This is a genomic window from Streptomyces sp. NPDC051776, assembly GCF_040681345.1.
GTDB lineage: Bacteria > Actinomycetota > Actinomycetes > Streptomycetales > Streptomycetaceae > Streptomyces.
This window is the reverse complement of sequence record NZ_JBFAYQ010000026.1, coordinates 22926-38500: the sequence shown is the minus strand read 5'-3', so window position 1 is coordinate 38500 and position 15575 is coordinate 22926. Positions and strand designations below refer to the sequence as shown.

The 15575-nt window shown below is 71.7% G+C and carries 12 protein-coding genes; 3 read left to right on the top strand and 9 right to left on the bottom strand.

The features are described from left to right. Nucleotides 1-168: 168 nt before the first annotated feature. From AB0M26_RS20315 to AB0M26_RS20305, 3 genes are all read right to left on the bottom strand, one after another. Nucleotides 169-753: a hypothetical protein gene (locus AB0M26_RS20315; RefSeq protein WP_365262995.1), complete on the bottom strand. Its 585-nt coding sequence runs from the start codon at nucleotides 751-753 to the stop codon at nucleotides 169-171. A 379-nt stretch (nucleotides 754-1132) separates the two neighbouring features. Beyond that, entirely contained in the window at nucleotides 1133-1774 is a 642-nt protein-coding gene (locus tag AB0M26_RS20310) for a uridine kinase (RefSeq protein WP_365262992.1), read from the bottom strand. Between the two features lie 24 nt (nucleotides 1775-1798). Further along, a complete protein-coding gene (locus AB0M26_RS20305) occupies nucleotides 1799-3133 on the bottom strand; it encodes a glycoside hydrolase domain-containing protein (protein ID WP_365262989.1) in 1335 nt (444 codons plus the stop codon). Nucleotides 3134-3714: 581 nt separating this feature from the next. Here AB0M26_RS20305 and AB0M26_RS20300 point away from each other — a divergent pair. Together AB0M26_RS20300 and AB0M26_RS20295 are read left to right on the top strand one after the other, a co-directional pair. Beyond that, a complete protein-coding gene (locus AB0M26_RS20300) occupies nucleotides 3715-4632 on the top strand; it encodes a pseudouridine-5'-phosphate glycosidase (protein ID WP_365262986.1) in 918 nt (305 codons plus the stop codon). An 89-nt stretch (nucleotides 4633-4721) separates the two neighbouring features. Beyond that, a complete protein-coding gene (locus tag AB0M26_RS20295) occupies nucleotides 4722-5645 on the top strand; it encodes a sugar kinase (protein WP_365263147.1) in 924 nt (307 codons plus the stop codon). Between the two features lie 125 nt (nucleotides 5646-5770). Here AB0M26_RS20295 and AB0M26_RS20290 read toward each other — a convergent pair whose 3' ends face one another. Further along, nucleotides 5771-6136, bottom strand: coding sequence for a hypothetical protein (locus tag AB0M26_RS20290; RefSeq protein ID WP_365262984.1), 366 nt, complete (start codon nucleotides 6134-6136; stop codon nucleotides 5771-5773). Nucleotides 6137-6668: 532 nt separating this feature from the next. On the opposite strand from AB0M26_RS20290, the gene AB0M26_RS20285 reads away from it, so the two are divergent. Then, the gene (locus tag AB0M26_RS20285; RefSeq protein ID WP_365262981.1) at nucleotides 6669-7316 is read left to right on the top strand and encodes a DUF4360 domain-containing protein; all 648 of its coding nucleotides are present in this window, start codon (nucleotides 6669-6671) and stop codon (nucleotides 7314-7316) included. Between the two features lie 79 nt (nucleotides 7317-7395). On the opposite strand, the gene AB0M26_RS20280 is transcribed toward AB0M26_RS20285, so the two are convergent. The 5 genes from AB0M26_RS20280 to tkt all read right to left on the bottom strand — a co-directional run bounded on the left by AB0M26_RS20280 (nucleotide 7396) and on the right by tkt (nucleotide 15203). Continuing rightward, nucleotides 7396-9789 (bottom strand): glycosyl hydrolase family 65 protein, encoded by a 2394-nt coding sequence (locus AB0M26_RS20280; protein WP_365262979.1) that lies wholly within the window; start codon nucleotides 9787-9789, stop codon nucleotides 7396-7398. After that, on the bottom strand, nucleotides 9786-10535 hold the full coding sequence (locus AB0M26_RS20275) for a beta-phosphoglucomutase family hydrolase (RefSeq protein WP_365262977.1): 750 nt from the start codon (nucleotides 10533-10535) through the stop codon (nucleotides 9786-9788). The genes AB0M26_RS20280 and AB0M26_RS20275 overlap by 4 nt, the downstream gene beginning before the upstream one ends. 88 nt (nucleotides 10536-10623) lie before the next feature. Next, nucleotides 10624-12081, bottom strand: coding sequence for a glucose-6-phosphate dehydrogenase (gene zwf, locus AB0M26_RS20270; RefSeq protein ID WP_365262974.1), 1458 nt, complete (start codon nucleotides 12079-12081; stop codon nucleotides 10624-10626). A 3-nt stretch (nucleotides 12082-12084) separates the two neighbouring features. Next, complete coding sequence (gene gnd / locus AB0M26_RS20265) at nucleotides 12085-13098, bottom strand: phosphogluconate dehydrogenase (NAD(+)-dependent, decarboxylating) (protein ID WP_365263144.1); 1014 nt, start codon at nucleotides 13096-13098, stop codon at nucleotides 12085-12087. Nucleotides 13099-13112: 14 nt separating this feature from the next. After that, complete coding sequence (gene tkt, locus AB0M26_RS20260; RefSeq protein ID WP_365262971.1) at nucleotides 13113-15203, bottom strand: transketolase; 2091 nt, start codon at nucleotides 15201-15203, stop codon at nucleotides 13113-13115. Nucleotides 15204-15575 lie beyond the last annotated feature (372 nt).

Sequence of the window (15575 nt, the reverse complement as noted above, 5' to 3'; positions counted from 1 at the left end):
CTCGCTGCGTTGTCGGCGCATCCGAGTAGGCCCACTACGAGGACACTCCTCCGCCTTGCGATGCACCGCACCAGACGCCGCAGGCTGATCCGAGCCGATCCAGAAGACACGGCCCAGCCCCCTCCGGGTCCGACCGCTCGGCCGTACTCGGGACTGCCCTTCGCACCCTCAGCGGTCGAGGCGGAGCAGCAGCACCCTGGCTCGGGCGTCGCCCGCGACCGCCGCCCTCTGCGCCCAATTGAGCGCGCGCTCCGCATGAGCGCGCCTGGCCTCGCCGGTCGCCTCCTCCTTCCGCAGCGCGTACAGCGTCGCCAACTCACGGGCGCAGCCCCCGTGTCCCCGCTCGGCGCCCGGCCGCAGCCACGCCTCGGCCTCGTCCGGCCGCCCCTGTTCACGCAGGGCCGCGCCCAGGTACTCACGGCTGGTGTCGTCGTTCCGCGCCTCGGCGGCCGTGCGCCACCACCCCTCGGCCGCCGACCTGCGCTGCATGGCGCGCAGCCGTACGCCGGGTTCGTGGACCGGGATGTCCATGCCGCGTTCGACGGCCTTGCCCCACCACCGCAACGCCTCGTCGTACAACTCGTCAGCGGCGCACTCGATCACCATGTTCGCGGCCGCGGTGCCGTCCCCTGCTGTGGCCAACTCCCGCCAGAGGCGCAACGCCCCTTCCCGGTCGCCCCGGTTGAACAGCTGCTTGGCGTCCTCGTTGAGGTCGTGGTCGCGCCGCTCCTGCCGTTTCCGCCGCCACTTCACCGCACACCGCTCCCTCCTGTGTGCCGCCCGGCACTGGTTGCCCGCGGCCCGGGGCGAGCCCGGGCAACCAGTACGCCAGCACGTCCCGGCGGAACGAAAGGGAGCACGGAAGCAGGGGGGTTGCGCGCGGTCAGCAGCCGCCGCAGTCGTAGTACGGGACAGTCCCAGTGGTTGCTCTCGCGGGCGTGGCTGTTTCCGGAGCAGGACCGGTACTGGACGGCGCCGTACGGAGGCGCACGATGGCTCCAGTCTTGTCAGTACAGGGACAGATACATGCGACAAGCGGTTGCGCTCACGGCACCGCACCATCAACACGGCGCCGCGCCCGCAAAGGAGTTGGCACTGCGGCACACCGTTCGGGACACCCGACCCCGGCCGCCTACGCCCGCCACCCGCTCCATGCCGGGTGCCGGGGATCGTCCACGCGCACGACCACGTCGGCCGTCTCCACCGGCCCCACCTCCTCCTCGTACCGCGCGAAGGCCGGAAGGGTCCAGCGGTCCCGCTCCTGCGTCCGGCGGGCGAGCGCGGCGCGCGACATCATCAGATGCACCGTCAGGTCCAGCGGGAACCACCGTCCGAGGAGGAGCGGCCCGTGCAGGATCAGCACGCCGCCGGCCGGCAGTTCGGCGTAGGGGGTGCGCGTGGCGCGGTCGGTGTCCGGGTCCCACAGGTCCGGCAGGACCCGTCCATTGCCGTCCGGCTCCAGCGGGTCGAAGACCTCCCGCCACAGCGCGCCCGTGTCGAGCCACCCGTCGTAGTACGTGTCGGGGTCCTCGCGCCCGTACTCGTAGCGCAGGGACGCCGGCCGGAGGAATCCGCCCGCGGCCACCGTGAGGACCGGCCGGCCCAGCAGGCGCAGGGCGTCCATGAGAGCGGCCGCCGGCCCCTCGGGGCCGGCGGCCGGTGCTCCGTCGACGGCGACGCGCAGCCATGGGCTGCCGTCGGCGGCTTCCGTCTCCGCGATCCGGCCGGCCAGGGAGCCGGTCAGCCGTTCCCAGGAGATCGCTTCGAGCCGCACGTCCCCATCATGCCTGTGCCGGGCTCAGCAGCGCGGCGCGGGCTTGCTGTACGTCGTATTGCTGCCGTTGGACACGTAGTGGTCGGAGACCCAGCGACCGGTGTCGAGCTTGTTCCACACCTTTGTGCCACTCACCGAGGTCCCCTGTGCCTGGCAGACGACCCAGGCGAGTGCGCCGCCGGGGAGCGTGCCCGCGGTGGCGTTCGAGGTGCCCGCGCCGGTGCGCAGGTTGACCCCGCCGGTGGCCGAGATCTGGTACGGGTACGCACAGCGCGGCAGGATCGCGCTGTACCCGGTGTCCGAGGGGGTGTTCACGTAACTGTCGGCGATGTACGTACCGTCCGAGAGCTTGGTCCACACGGAGCTGTTGCCGACCTTGGTACCGGGCGTCTGGCACACCACGTTCACCGACGCGCCCGCCTCGAGCGAGCGGACGACCGACGCGGTCGTCGAGGGCCCGCTGCGCGCCGAGAGAGCGGAGGAGCTGGTCACCTTGTACGGGTGGGCGACTGTGGCCACCGGCGCGTCCAGCCGGTCGCTGTCGATGTTGATCCGCACGCCGCCGTAGGTCTCGTCGTGGCTGTTGGAGTACTGCTTGGCGCGCTGGTGCGAGGCCCACTTCGACGCGGCGATGCCCTCCCAGCCGGTGAGGGACTGGGTGCCGTCGTAGCGGGCGATCCAGAGGGCGTCGGGGCGGGCGTAGGACGAGGAGTTGTAGGAGTCCGCGAGGTCCTTCGCCCCGTGATTGAGGTTCATGTAGACGCCGGAGAGGTAGCCGCGGGCGTGCAGTTCCTTCGTCCACGAGGAGAGGTAGGTGAGGACTGCGGTACGGCAGCCGCTGTCGGTCAGCGAGTAGTTCTCGATGTCGTTGTAGAACGCGCTTCCCGGGAGGAGGCCCAGCGTCTTGGCCTTGGCGACGGCATCCCTGGCGGCCGCCCTCCCCTCGGCGGCCGCTCCCGAGGACGTGATCTTCTGGTCACTGTCGCGGGCACCGCAAGCCGGCTGGAGTCCCTTGTAGATGGGCAGGAGCCGCCAGCCGAGTCCGGAGACCTCGCCGACCCAGTCCGGTGTGAGCCGCGGCTGGGCGCAGGTGCGGTTGACGCCACCGAAGTAGATCCCGACGGCGCGGTACGGCGAGCTGCCCCAGGCCTTCATGGCGTCGAGGGCCGGCGCGGAGCAGGTGTCGAAGGCGAGCCCGGAGTAGCGAGTGGAGGTCCCGCCCGAGGGATAGGCGACCGGGGTCGCGGGGTCGGCGGCGGCGGGCGGGGCGAGGACGAACGTCAGCGCGCCGCCGATGACGGCGGCGACGAGAAGGGTGAGACGCGGTCTGGTGCGCTGCGTGGCGCGGAGCTTGCGCATGAAGGCCCCCGTGGAGTCGGCCGGGTCCGGGCGGTCCTCGAGTTCTCCGGCTCACACGAGGGCTGTCTCATGAGCGTTCTCATGACCTCGGTCATGAGTCTTCCCGTGAGCGTTCCGTCGAGCTCATCCGGTGAGCTCTCCCGTGAGCTTTTGTGAGCTCTCTCGCGCTCGAGGCATCGCAGCGGACTATCAGCATTTGTCATCTTGTGTCATGGTTTTCCATCCAAACGACGTCGGAGTCAAGGACTGCCACGCAGGTTTGGGCGCGTGGCGCGCATGCCAGGGATGGGTAGGAAGCGGCTGATCGGCACGGTCGTACGCGGACCGCCGCTCACGGACGACGGCTGTACGCGGCTCCAGGCCGTACCCGTATGGCCGCGCCGAGGGAGGCGGCGACCGTACCCATATGGACGCCGCACGCGGACAACGGGCGGACGCGGACGACAGGCGCACGCGGACGACTGGGCGGACGCGCGGGACGGGCCTTGCGCGAAGGGCGGGAGAGGGAAGGCCGCCGAAGAGGGAAGCCGCCGAAGCGGACGGCAGCACTGCACCACCGACGAGACGGGAGCCGAACAGCGATGCCCACACCCTTGATGGTCCAGTCCGAGGAGGTACGGGGAGCGCTGGCGGACCGTCACCCCGTGATCGCCCTGGAGTCGACGATCATCGCGCACGGCCTGCCACGTCCTCGCAATCTGCGGGTGGCGGAGGAACTGGAGGAGATCGTCCGGGCCCATGGCGCCGTGCCCGCAACGATCGCGGTCCTCGACGGACGCGTCCACGTGGGCCTGAACAAGTCCCAGCTCGAGCGGATCGCCGACGACCCCTCGCTGCGCAAGCTGGGCCATCGTGACCTGGCGCCGGCGCTGGCGGCGGGGGCGAGCGGGGCGACGACGGTGTCCGGGACGGCGTTCCTGGCACGGCGGGCGGGGATCCGCGTGTTCGCGACGGGCGGCCTCGGGGGCGTTCACCGGGAGTGGACGACGACGCAGGACGAGTCGGCGGACCTTGGGCTGCTGGCCCGTACGCGCATCACGGTCGTCTGCGCCGGCGTGAAGTCGATCCTCGACGTGCCGGCGACGCTGCAGCGCCTGGAGACGCTCGGCGTCGCCGTGGTGGGCTACCGGACCGACTTCTTCCCCGGCTTCTACGTGAGCAGCTCGGGCGAACCGGTCGACTGGACCGTGCAGGAACCCAGAGGCGTGGCGTCGATCATGACCGCCCAGGACCAGCTGGGCGAACGCGAGTCGGCACTCATCGTGGCCAACCCGGTTCCGACGCACCATCAGCTCGACCCGGCACTCCACGACCGCGTACTGGAGGACGCGCTGGAGGCGTGCGCGCGCGAGGACATCACGGGTCAGGCGGTCACCCCGTTCCTCCTGGACTACCTGGTCCGCCATACGGCGGGAGCGTCGCTGGAGGCCAACCTCGCTGCGGTCCGCGGCAATGTGCGCCTGGCGGCGCAGATCGCTGCGGCGTGGTCGGCGGCGTGAGCGGGGACGGCCGGGCCACCGGAACAGGGACCGCTCCGGCGGCCGGCGGGAGCCGACCGGCGGGCGGCGGGACCGGGACTCCTGGCGCGCTGCTGGTCATCGGCGACGTGGTCACGGACGTCGTCGCCCGCCACACCACTCCCCTGACCCCGGCGACCGACACCGCCGCACGGATCTCGACACTGCCGGGTGGCGCGGGCGCGAACGTCGCGTGCTGGGCGGCCCACACGGGCGCGGCCGACGTACGCCTGCTGGCGTGCGTGGGCGAGGACTCGGCGTCCTGGCACGAGGACGCGCTCCACCGGTCCGGCGTACGTCCCATGCTCCGTATCGACCCGCACGCCCCGACGGCGGTGGTCATCTCCCTGGTGGACGCCACGGCCGAGCGGACCCTGGTCACCGACAGCGGTGCCGCCCTCAACCTCGGCCCCGGGGACTGGAACGACGCGTTCCTGGAGGGGGTCTCCCATCTCCACCTCTCGGGCTACCTCTTCTTCGCGGACACCTCCCGCGCGTTGGCGCACGCCGCGGCGGAGTCGGCGCGGGCGCACGGCATCCCGGTGAGCGTGGACCCGGCGTCGACGGGCTTCATCAGCGCCTTCGGCACCGAACGGCTCCTCGACGCCCTCTCCGGCGTGGACGTCCTGCTCCCCAGCCTCGAGGAGGCCCGGCTTCTCGCGGGAACACGGGACCCCGAGGAGGCGGCTTCCGTCCTTGGCGGTCGTTTTGCGCTGGTGGTGATGAAACTCGGGCCGGACGGCGCCCTGTTGGCGCAGACCGGGAAGTCCGGTGCCCGTGTCGCTGCCGTGACCGCCCGGTGCGTGGACACGACGGGGGCGGGCGACGCGTTCACGGGCGCCTTCCTCTCCGCCCGCCTCTCGGGCCTCGCGCCGATCGCGGCGGCGGAGAGCGCGTGTGAGACCGCGGCGGAAGCGGTCACACGCATCGGTGCGCGGCCGCCCGCGCGAGCGTCGGGATCCGGCACTACGAGGGACAGCCTTCCCTGCCGCTGAGGTGGCCCCCGCCTGGCCCGGCATCCCCGGTGATCCGAAGACAGGACCCGACTCCGGTGGAGGCAGTGCGGCCCGCGCGTGGGGCCGTGTGCGCCTGTGCGTCCCACGTCAGGGCCGGCGTCACCTCACCGGTACGGCGGGGAAGCCGGAACGGGCCGCCCCCTCGTTGAGCTCGCGCTGTGCGGCGGCGTGCAGTTCGGACGAGGGGAGCGAGCCGTCGCTGACGAGGGCATAGTGGAGGGCGCCGGTGCCCGGCCGGTCAGGTGCGGACAGCAGGAGACGACGGGGGCCGTCACATCGCCGCTGCCCGTGCCCGCCTTGCCCGTGCCCGCCTTGCCCGTACCCGTGTCCGTGTCCGTGTCCGCCGGGCCGATGTCCGCCGTGGATCCCCGCTCGGGGGCCATCGCCACGGGGTGGTCGGCGGTGCGGCCGTGGGCGGTGCAGCGGGGCGGTCCCGTGACCGTGCCGAGGTCGGAGACGACGGTCGTCATGGCCACGATTCTGCGGCCCTGGCCCACCGATTCCGGCTGGGGATACGGGATTCTAGTGCCTGGGTACATCGCTTTCAGGATGGTCGGTGCCTTGTCGGCGACGGCACCGCCCAGTGGGTGGCCGGGCATCCGGGGACATGCAGCGGGAATTGGCCGATCTCGCCGACTCCCGGGCTCTTCTCGTGGCCGGACAAGCGGCCGGGTCGGCCGGTTTCCGCCGCCCCGTACCGGCCGCCGCCACCGCCGCGCCACGGACGACCCCGACCTGGGGACGTCCGGCCGCCGAGCACACCCCCGGTCGATTCCGCCCACCACCCCAATTCCGGCCGTTCCCGCAGTCGGCCGGATCTCTTCCTGCGGGCGCCTCGGGGGGTGCGGTCACCCCTGGGCGCCCTTCACATGACGGTCGCAACCTGCTGACATGTGCACGAAATCTCAGCACATCCTTCACCAACACCCGCCCTGTTCATCGCCATCTGCCGTGCTGCAGGCGGGTGTTTGGGACCAGCGACGAACGAATGGAGCACCCCCCATGCGAAGAACCCTGGCCGTGCTCGGTGCGGTGGCCGCGCTGTTCTGCGCGACCACGTCTGCCCACGGTGCCCCCGCACTCGACGTGCCGCCGGACAAGATCGTGATCGAGCTCGCGACCGTCAACGGGTCCGGGTGCCCCGAGGGCACCGCGGCCGTGGCCGTCTCGCCCGACAACACGGCCTTCACCGTGACGTACAGCGACTACCTCGCCCAGGCGGGCGGGAACGCGGATCCGACGTGGTTCCGCAAGAACTGTCAGCTCAACCTGATCGTCCATGTCCCCGGCGGCTTCACCTACGCCATCGCCCGGGCCGACTACCGCGGGTTCGCGTACCTCGAGAACGGCGCGAGCGGCCAGTCACGGGCCAACTACTACTTCCAGGGAATGCCGCAGACGGTCTCCAAGAGCCACAGCTTCCAGGGCCCCTACAACGACAACTGGCAGGCTTCCGACGTGACCGACGTCGCGCAGCTCGTGTGGGCGCCCTGCGGTGAGCAGCGCAACTTCAACATCAACACCGAGCTGCGCGTGAACCGGGGCACCTCCGATCCGCGCAAGACCAGCTTCATGACGATGGACTCCACCGACACCAGCGTCAGCACGGTCTACCACCTGGCCTGGAAGGAGTGCGAGGGGAAGCGGTAACCGCTGCCGGGGCGGGCGCGCCCGTGGGTACGGCACGTACGCACCCGGGGACGCACCCGGCACGCCATCACGCGCGCCGTCAGTCCGCCGCTTCCCCCCGGCCCGGCGTCCCGCCCGAGCGATCGGCGGGGCGCCGGCCCTTCGGCTGGCCCGGTTCCGGGCGCTGCAGCAGCGGAGGCACCGGCCGCTCGACCGGTTCCTTCGCCGAGACGGTCACGTGGTCGCCGTGGTGCAGGATCCTCAACGGCTCCCCGTGGACCAGCGTGTAGCGCGCCGTCTCCCCGCCGATCTCCACCCGCAGCCGCCGCCCCTGCACGACGACGCTGAACGCCAGCCGGGACAGCCGCTCCGGCAACCGCGGCGCGAATCCGAAGATCCCACCGTCGTCGTGGTCGGCGGGCCGCCGCATACCGCCGAAGCCGGACACCAGGGCGATCCACGTGCCCGCAAGGGACGCGATGTGCAGCCCGTCCCGCGTGTTGTGCTCCAGATCCTCCAGATCCATCAGGGCCGCTTCGCCCAAGTAGGCGTAGGCCAGGCGCAGATGGCCGGTCTCCGCGGCCATCACGGCCTGGGTGCACGCCGAGAGCGACGAATCCCGTACGGTCAGCGCCTCGTAGTACGTGAAGTTGCGCGCCTTCTCCTCCGCGGTGAAGGCGTCGCCGCGGACGTGCATCGCCAGCACCAGGTCCGCCTGCTTGACCACCTGCTTGCGGTAGAGGTCAAAGTACGGGAAGTGCAGCAGCAGCGGGTACTGGTCGGGCGTGGTGTTTTCGAAGTCCCACACCTGCAGCCGTGTGGAGCCCTCCGACTGCTCGTGGACGCCGAGCGTCTTGTTGTACGGCACGGCGATCCGGACGGCGGCGTCCCGCCACTCGGCGGTCTCCTCCTCGTCGACCCCGAGTTCCCGTGCCCGGTCCGGGTGGCGTACGGCCGCCTCCGCCGCGGCGACGAGATTCTGCTGGGCCATCAGATTGGTGTAGAGGTTGTCGCGGGCCACGGCGCTGTACTCGTCGGGGCCGGTGACCCCGTCGATGTGGAAGGTGCCCTCGGTGTCGTGGTGGCCGAGCGAGCGCCAGAGGCGGGCCGTGTGGACCAGCAGGTCCAGCCCCGGCCCTCGCTCGAAGTCCTCGTCCCCGGTGGCCTTCACGTAGCGCAGTGCGGCGTCGGCGACGGCGGCGTTCACATGGAAGGCGGCCGTGCCCGCCGGCCAGTACGCCGAGCACTCCTGTCCGGTGATGGTGCGCCAGGGGAACGCCGCGCCTCTGAGCCCGAGTTGGTGCGCACGGTCCCGGGCCGCCGGAAGGGTCTCGTGCCGCCAGCACAGGGCCGGCGCGACGACGTCCGGGGCGGTGTAGGTGAGGACGGTGAGGACGAACGACTCGATGTCCCAGAACGAGTGTCCGTCGTAGCCCGGGCCTGTCAGGCCCTTTGCGGGGATGGCCCGCCGTTCGGCGCGCGCCGAGGCCTGCAGCAGATGGAACAGCGCGAACCGTACGGCCTGCTGGATCTGCGGGTCGCCCTCCACCTCCACGTCCGCACGGGACCAGAAGTCGTCGAGATACGCGCGCTGGTCGCGGAGCAGGCCCTCCCAGCCAGTGGAACGGGCAGCGGCGAGCGCCGCGTCGACCTGGTCGTGCACGGCGGGCAGCGAGCGCTCCCCCGACCAGCCCTGCGCCACGAACTTCACCAGCCGCAGCCGCTGGCCGGGCCGGACCCTGCTGGTGACGGTGAGCCTGCTGACGTCCGGCTCGCTCTCCGCCGACCAGTCGGTCGGCTGCGGTCCCTCGACGATGTGGTCGGCGGCGGCCGCCACGCGCTGGGAGCTGCGCCTGGTGCGGTGGACCAGGCGCAGCCGGGTTCCCTGAGCGAAGTCCTCCTCGGCCAGGAGGGGGGATTCGATGACGGCGGCGTTCCGCGGATCGTCGTCGTTGCCGGGGAGTTGCTCGTTCGCGACGAGCTCGGACTGCAGGACGAGGTCGGCCGGTCCGTTGAGCGGCTCGACCTCGTAGAGGACCGCGGCGACGGCCCGCTGGGTGAGGGAGACCAACCGTGTGGAGGTGATGCGGACGCTGCGTCCGGCCGGGGAGGTCCACTCGGCGGTGCGGCGCAGCACTCCGGCGCGGAAGTCCAGGAGGCGTTCGTGCGCGGTGAGTTCGCCGTAGCGCAGGTCGCAGGGCTCGTCGTCGACCAGCAGCCGGATGATCTTCCCGTTGGTGACATTGATCATCGTCTGGCCGGACTCGGGATAGCCATAGCCGGCTTCCGCGTACGGCAGGTCGTGCAACTCGTGGACACCGTTGAGGTAGGTGCCGGGAAGGGCGTGCGGCTCACCCTCGTCGAGGTTGCCGCGCCAGCCGATGTGTCCGTTGGCCAGGGCGAAGACGGACTCGCTCTGCGCCAGTACCGGCAGGTCGAGCCCGATCTCGCGCAGACACCACGGTTCCACCGCGTAGTTGGGGTGGCTGATCATTTCTTCCGGCCCTCCAGCAGATCGGCGAGGTCCTGGACGACGATGTCGGCACCGTGCCGGCGCAGCTCATCGGCCTGTCCGGCCCGGTCGACGCCCACCACCACTCCGAAGTTCCCCGAACGCCCGGCCTCCACTCCCGCGAGGGCGTCCTCGTAGACCGCCGCATCGCCGGGCTCCGCGCCGAGGGCCCGGGCGGCGGCGAGGTAGGTGTCCGGCTGCGGCTTGCCGCGCAGGCGCTGTTCGCGGGCGACGATCCCGTCGATCCGTGTCTCGAAGAGGTCGGCGATGCCCGCCGCTTCCAGTACCGCCTGGCAGTTGGCGCTCGAGGAGACGACGGCGCGCCGCAGCCCCGCGTCCCGGGCGGCCCGGACGTAGGCGACCGAGCCCTCGTACGTCTGCACGCCCTGTCCCTGGATCTTGCGCAGCACCAGGTCGTTCTTGCGGTTTCCGAGGCCGTGCACGGTCTCGGCGTCGGGGGGATCGTCGGGCGTGCCCTCGGGCAGGTCGATTCCGCGGGCGGCGAAGAAGGTGCGGACCCCGTCGGCGCGCGGGCGGCCGTCCACGTACTGGTCGTAGTCGCGCACCGGGTCGAAGGGCACGAACGGGACGCCCTCGCGGTCGGACCGCTGCCGCAGATAGGCGTCGAACATGTCCTTCCACGCGGCCGCGTGGACCTCAGCGGTCCGGGTGAGCACACCATCGAGGTCGAAGAGGCAGGTACGCACGTGATCCGGAAGCCCGAGCATGGCACCGAGCCTAGAAGCGACCGGCGGGCCGCGGGGCACGACGCGCTGCGGCCGCGGGCTCTCCTGCCGGTACGTCTCCGGGACGGCTCTACCCGTCCGGCAGATGCCAGTGGTAGGGGGCGATCAGCCGGCGGGCGGCGGCGGGCCCCCAGGAGCCCGGCGCGTACGGCTGCACCGGAGGCGGGTCCTCCAGCACCGGGGTGGACGCCTCCCAGAGGCGCTCGATCCCGTCGGCACGGGTGAAGAGCGACTGGTCGCCGAGCATGGCGTCGAGGATCAGGCGCTCATAGCCCTCCAGGGCGTGCAGGGTGTTGAAGGACTCGGCGTAGCTGAAGGTCATCTCGGCCGTGCCGAGGCGCATGGCTGGGCCGGGGTCCTTCGCCAGGAAACGGGCGGAGATCCGGCCGGGGTCCGCGAAGTCGATGACGAGCCGGTTGCCGCGGGCGTCGGCGCCCCGCCGCGCCTCGTCGGGGAACATGCGCAGGGCGGGCTCACGGAACCCGAGGGCGACCATGTGCCGGCCCTGCCCGAGGGATTTGCCGGAGCGCAGGTAGAACGGGACGCCGGCCCAACGCCAGTTGTCGAGTGCGACGCGCAGGGCGACGAAGGTCTCGGTGTCGGAGTGCGGGTCGACGCCCGGCTCGTCGCGGTACCCCTCGTACTGGCCCCGGACGACATGGGCGGGGTCGAGCGGTTCCATGGTCTCGAAGACCTTCTCCGTCTCGTCCCGCAGGCACTTGGCGTTCAGGGAGGTCGGCGGCTCCATGGCGACGAAGCCGAGGAGCTGGAAGAGATGCGTCACGACCATGTCGCGGAAGGTTCCGGTGCCCTCGAAGAACTGGGCGCGGCCCTCGATGCCGATGCTCTCGGGGACGTCGATCTGCACATGGCTGATGTGCTCGCGGTTCCAGATGGGCTCGAACAGCCCGTTGGCGAAACGGAGCGCGAGGATGTTGTCCACGGACTCCTTGCCGAGGAAGTGGTCGATACGGAACACCCGCGACTCGTCCACGACGGAGTGGATCGTCTCGTTGAGCGCCCGGGCCGAGGGCAGATCCGTGCCGAAGGGCTTCTCCACGATCAGCCGGGCGCCCTCGGCGACCCCCGTCGCGCCGAGCATCTCGACGACACTCGTGAACGCTGCGGGCGGCACCGCCAGATGGAACAGCCTGCGGGGACTCCCCCCGATGGCCTGCTCGGCCTCCCGTACGGCCGCGAGGAGCGGTTCGGGGTCGTCCGGGTCCGCGGCGCCGAAGTGCAGCGTCTCCTCGAACTCCTGCCACGCGCGGCCATCGGGCTTCGCCCGCCCGAACTCCTCGACGGCCTCTCTGGCGTGCTTGCGGAAGGCGTCGTCGCCGAGCGCGGCCCGCGCGGGCGCCGAGCCGACGATCCGGTAACGGGACGGCAGCAGCCCGGCCTTGGCGAGGTGGAACAGACCGGGCAGCAGCTTGCGGCGGGCCAGGTCGCCGGTCGCACCGAACAGCACGATGACGTGCGGGTCGGGGACCGGCCCCTTGCTCGACCGGGACTGGCGCGCGGACATCATGGTTCACGCCGCCTTCTCGGCATGACCGCCGAATTCGCCGCGCATGGCGGACAGCACCTTGTCGCCGAACTCCCCCAGCCCGCGCGACTCGTAGCGTTCGGTCAGCGCGGCGTTGATGACGGGGGCCGGCACGCTCTCGTCGACCGCCGCCAGGACCGTCCAGCGGCCCTCCCCCGAGTCCGAGACACGCCCGGTGTACGAGTCGAGGTGCGGCGAGCGGGCCAGGGCATCGGCGATCAGATCGATCAGCCAGGAGCCGACGACCGAGCCGCGGCGCCACACCTCGGCGACCTCGGCCACATCGATGTCGTACTGGTACGCCTCGGGTTCGCGCAGCGGGGCCGTCTCGGCGTCCACGGTCCGGTCGCTCATGCCGGCGTCGGCGTGCTCGATGACGCTGAGGCCCTCCGCGATGGCGGCCATCATCCCGTACTCGACACCGTTGTGGACCATCTTCACGAAGTGCCCGGCGCCGCTGGGCCCGCAGTGCAGATAACCCTCGGGCGCTGTCCCGTCGCTCTTGGTCCGTCCCGGTGTGGGCCCGGCGCTCCGGGCGCCGGGGGCGATGGTGCGGAAGAGCGGGTCCAGCCGCCGGACCGGCTCGTCCTCGCCGCCGATCATCAGGCAGTAGCCGCGCTCCAGGCCCCAGACGCCTCCCGACGTCCCGCAGTCGACGTAGTGGATGCCGTTCGGTGCGAGCTGCTGGGCACGGGCCATGTCGTCGCGGTAGTACGAATTGCCGCCGTCGATGACCGTGTCTCCGGGCTCCAGCATCCCCGCCAGTAGTTCGAGCGTGGGCTGGACGACTCCGGCGGGCAGCATCAACCAGACGGCCCTGGGCTTCTCCAGTTTCGCCACGAAGTCCTGGAGCGAAGAGGCCCCTGTGGCACCCTCGCGTTCCAGCTCCTCGACGGCCTCGGGGCCGATGTCGTAGACGACGCAGCGGTGTCCGTCGCGCATCAGCCGGCGCACCAGATTGGAGCCCATCCGGCCGAGCCCGACCATGCCGAGCTGCATGGGCGCGTCCGTGGTCATGACCGGTCCTCCGTTTCCTGTCGCTCCGGCCCGTGGCCGGCGGTGGCCGCGACGCAGTCGCGGGCGACGGCGGACACCCGCTCAGGGGTGAACCCGAACTTGGTGAGCAGTTGCCTGAGCGGCGCGGAGGCGCCGTAGGTGTGCATGCCGACGATCGAGCCGCGGTCGCCCACCCAGCGGTCCCAGCCGAAGGTGGACGCCTGCTCCACCGCGACCCGGGCCCGCACCCCGGGCGGCAGCACCTCGTCTCGGTAATCCCGGGGCTGGCGGTCGAACAGCTCCCAGCACGGCATGCTCACCACCCGGGCCCCGATGCCCCCTGCGGCCAGTTCGTCGCGCGCGGCGAGTGCGAGCGCGACCTCGGAGCCGGTCGCGAGCAGGATCACGTCCGGTGCGCCGGACGGCGCGTCGGCCAGCACGTACGCGCCCCGTGCCACGCCCGACGCGGGCGCGAGCTCCGACCGGTCCAGCGTGGGCAGGGCCTGCCGGGAGAGGATCAGCGCGGCGGGCTCATGGCGCAGCGCGGCCACGACGCGCCAGGTCTCGGTGACCTCGTTGGCGTCCGCCGGCCGGAAGACCAGCAGCCCGGGCATCGCGCGGAGACCGGCGAGTTGCTCGACCGGCTGGTGGGTGGGGCCGTCCTCGCCGACCCCGATGGAGTCGTGCGTGAAGATGTGGACGGTGGGGATCTCCATCAGCGCGGACAGGCGGATGGCCGCCTTGGCGTAGTCGGAAAAGATTAGGAACCCGGACCAGTACGGGCGGAGTTTGGTCAGCGCCATGCCGTTGGCGACGGCGGCCGAGGCGTGTTCCCGTATGCCCAGGTGCAGATTGCGGCCGGTCCGGTCGTCGGGCTCGAAGTCCCCGGCTCCGTCGAACGTCAGGCGCGTCTTGGTCGACGGGGACAGGTCGGCCGAGCCGCCGAGAAGCCACGGAACGGCCTGCGCAACGGAGTTGAGCACCCGGCCGCTGGACGCCCGGGTGGCCATGCCGGTGGGGTCGGGGGGGAAGGCGGGCAGCGCCTCCTCCCATCCTCCGGGCAGCTCGCGGCGCTGCATGCGCTCCACCTCGTCCGCGAGAGAGGGGTACGCGGCCCGGTAGTCCTCGAACCGCTTCTCCCATTCGATGCGCAGCTCCTCGCCACGGGCGCCGATGCCGTGGTCGAAGTGGTCGCGTACTCCGTCGGCGATGACGAAGTCGGCCTCCGGGTCCAGGCCGAGGAAGCGCTTGGTCGTGCGGACTCCCTCGGCTCCGAAGGGGGCTCCGTGGGCCTTCGGCGAGTCCTCGACGGGGGAGCCGTAGCCGATGTGGCTGTGCACCAGGACAAGGGTGGGGCGCTCGGTCTCGGCCTTGAACGTGTGGAACGCGCGGGCGGCCTGGTCGAGTTCGTTGGCGTCGGCGACGGTCGTCACATTCCAGCCGTACGCGAGGAAGCGGGCCGCCACGTCCTCGGTGAAGGTGATGTCCGTATGGCCCTCGATGGTGACCCGGTTCGCGTCGTAGATCCAGCACAGACGGGACAGTTGCTCGTGGCCGGCGAGCGAGGCGGCCTCCGATGCGATGCCCTCCATCATGCAGCCGTCACCGGCGAGCGCGTAGACGTCGAAGTCGAAGATCGGGAAGCCGTCGCGGTTGTAGCGCGCGGCGAGCCACTGCCCGGCGATCGCCATGCCGACCGAGATGGCCACACCTTGTCCGAGCGGCCCGGTGGTTGCCTCGACGCCGCTCGTCCAGCGGTATTCGGGGTGGCCGGGGCAGTGCGAGTCGAGACTGCGGAACGATTTCAGGTCGTCCAGGGTGACCGCGGGGCGGCCCAGCACCTCGTAGTCGGGGTCCACGGCGCGGACACCGGTCAGGTGCAGCAGGGACCACAGCAGGGTGGAGGCGTGGCCCTCGGAGAGGACGAAGCGGTCACGGTTCGGCCAGATCGGATTGCCCGGGTCGAAGCGCAGAAAACGCTGCCACAGCGTGTACGCGACGGGCGCGATGCCCATGGGCGTACCCGGGTGGCCGGAGTCGGCCCGCTGGACGGCGTCCATGCACAGGCCGCGGATGGTGTTCACCGCCAGCGTGTCCGGGTCGGTCATGGGCGGCACCTCTTCCGATCGCCGGATCGAGCACGATCACCGGGACGAGTCGTCCCGGCCGGCCGCGCGGGCACGAGCAGGGAGCCCGGCCGCGGGCCTGCTCCGAGGGTGGCCGACGGGGCCGGCGGGGACTTCACCCGGCGCGGGTGAACGGCCCCGGGGCCCTGCCGTCGCCCTCCCGCCTGCCCCGATGCACCGGTGAAGGGCCCGTCGGGGCGGTGCGGCGCCGGGGCGGGCGGAGCCAGGGCGGGGCGGGAGCGGACCTCCGCCGAGGCCGGGCGGAGCCAGGGCGGGGCGGGAGCGGACCTCCGCCGAGGCCGGGCGGAGCCAGGGCGGGGCGGGAGCGGACCTCCGCCGAGGCCGGGCGGAGCG

Bases quoted from the DNA above. Each gene is read 5' to 3' on its own strand.
- AB0M26_RS20305 (WP_365262989.1), bottom strand. From the start codon at position 3,133: ATGCGCAAGCTCCGCGCCACGCAGCGCACCAGACCGCGTCTCACCCTT.
- AB0M26_RS20300 (WP_365262986.1), top strand. From the start codon at position 3,715: ATGCCCACACCCTTGATGGTCCAGTCCGAGGAGGTACGGGGAGCGCTG.
- AB0M26_RS20290 (WP_365262984.1), bottom strand. From the start codon at position 6,136: ATGACGACCGTCGTCTCCGACCTCGGCACGGTCACGGGACCGCCCCGC.
- AB0M26_RS20285 (WP_365262981.1), top strand. From the start codon at position 6,669: ATGCGAAGAACCCTGGCCGTGCTCGGTGCGGTGGCCGCGCTGTTCTGC.
- AB0M26_RS20280 (WP_365262979.1), bottom strand. From the start codon at position 9,789: ATGATCAGCCACCCCAACTACGCGGTGGAACCGTGGTGTCTGCGCGAG.
- AB0M26_RS20275 (WP_365262977.1), bottom strand. From the start codon at position 10,535: ATGCTCGGGCTTCCGGATCACGTGCGTACCTGCCTCTTCGACCTCGAT.
- zwf (WP_365262974.1), bottom strand. From the start codon at position 12,081: ATGATGTCCGCGCGCCAGTCCCGGTCGAGCAAGGGGCCGGTCCCCGAC.
- gnd (WP_365263144.1), bottom strand. From the start codon at position 13,098: ATGCAGCTCGGCATGGTCGGGCTCGGCCGGATGGGCTCCAATCTGGTG.
- tkt (WP_365262971.1), bottom strand. From the start codon at position 15,203: ATGACCGACCCGGACACGCTGGCGGTGAACACCATCCGCGGCCTGTGC.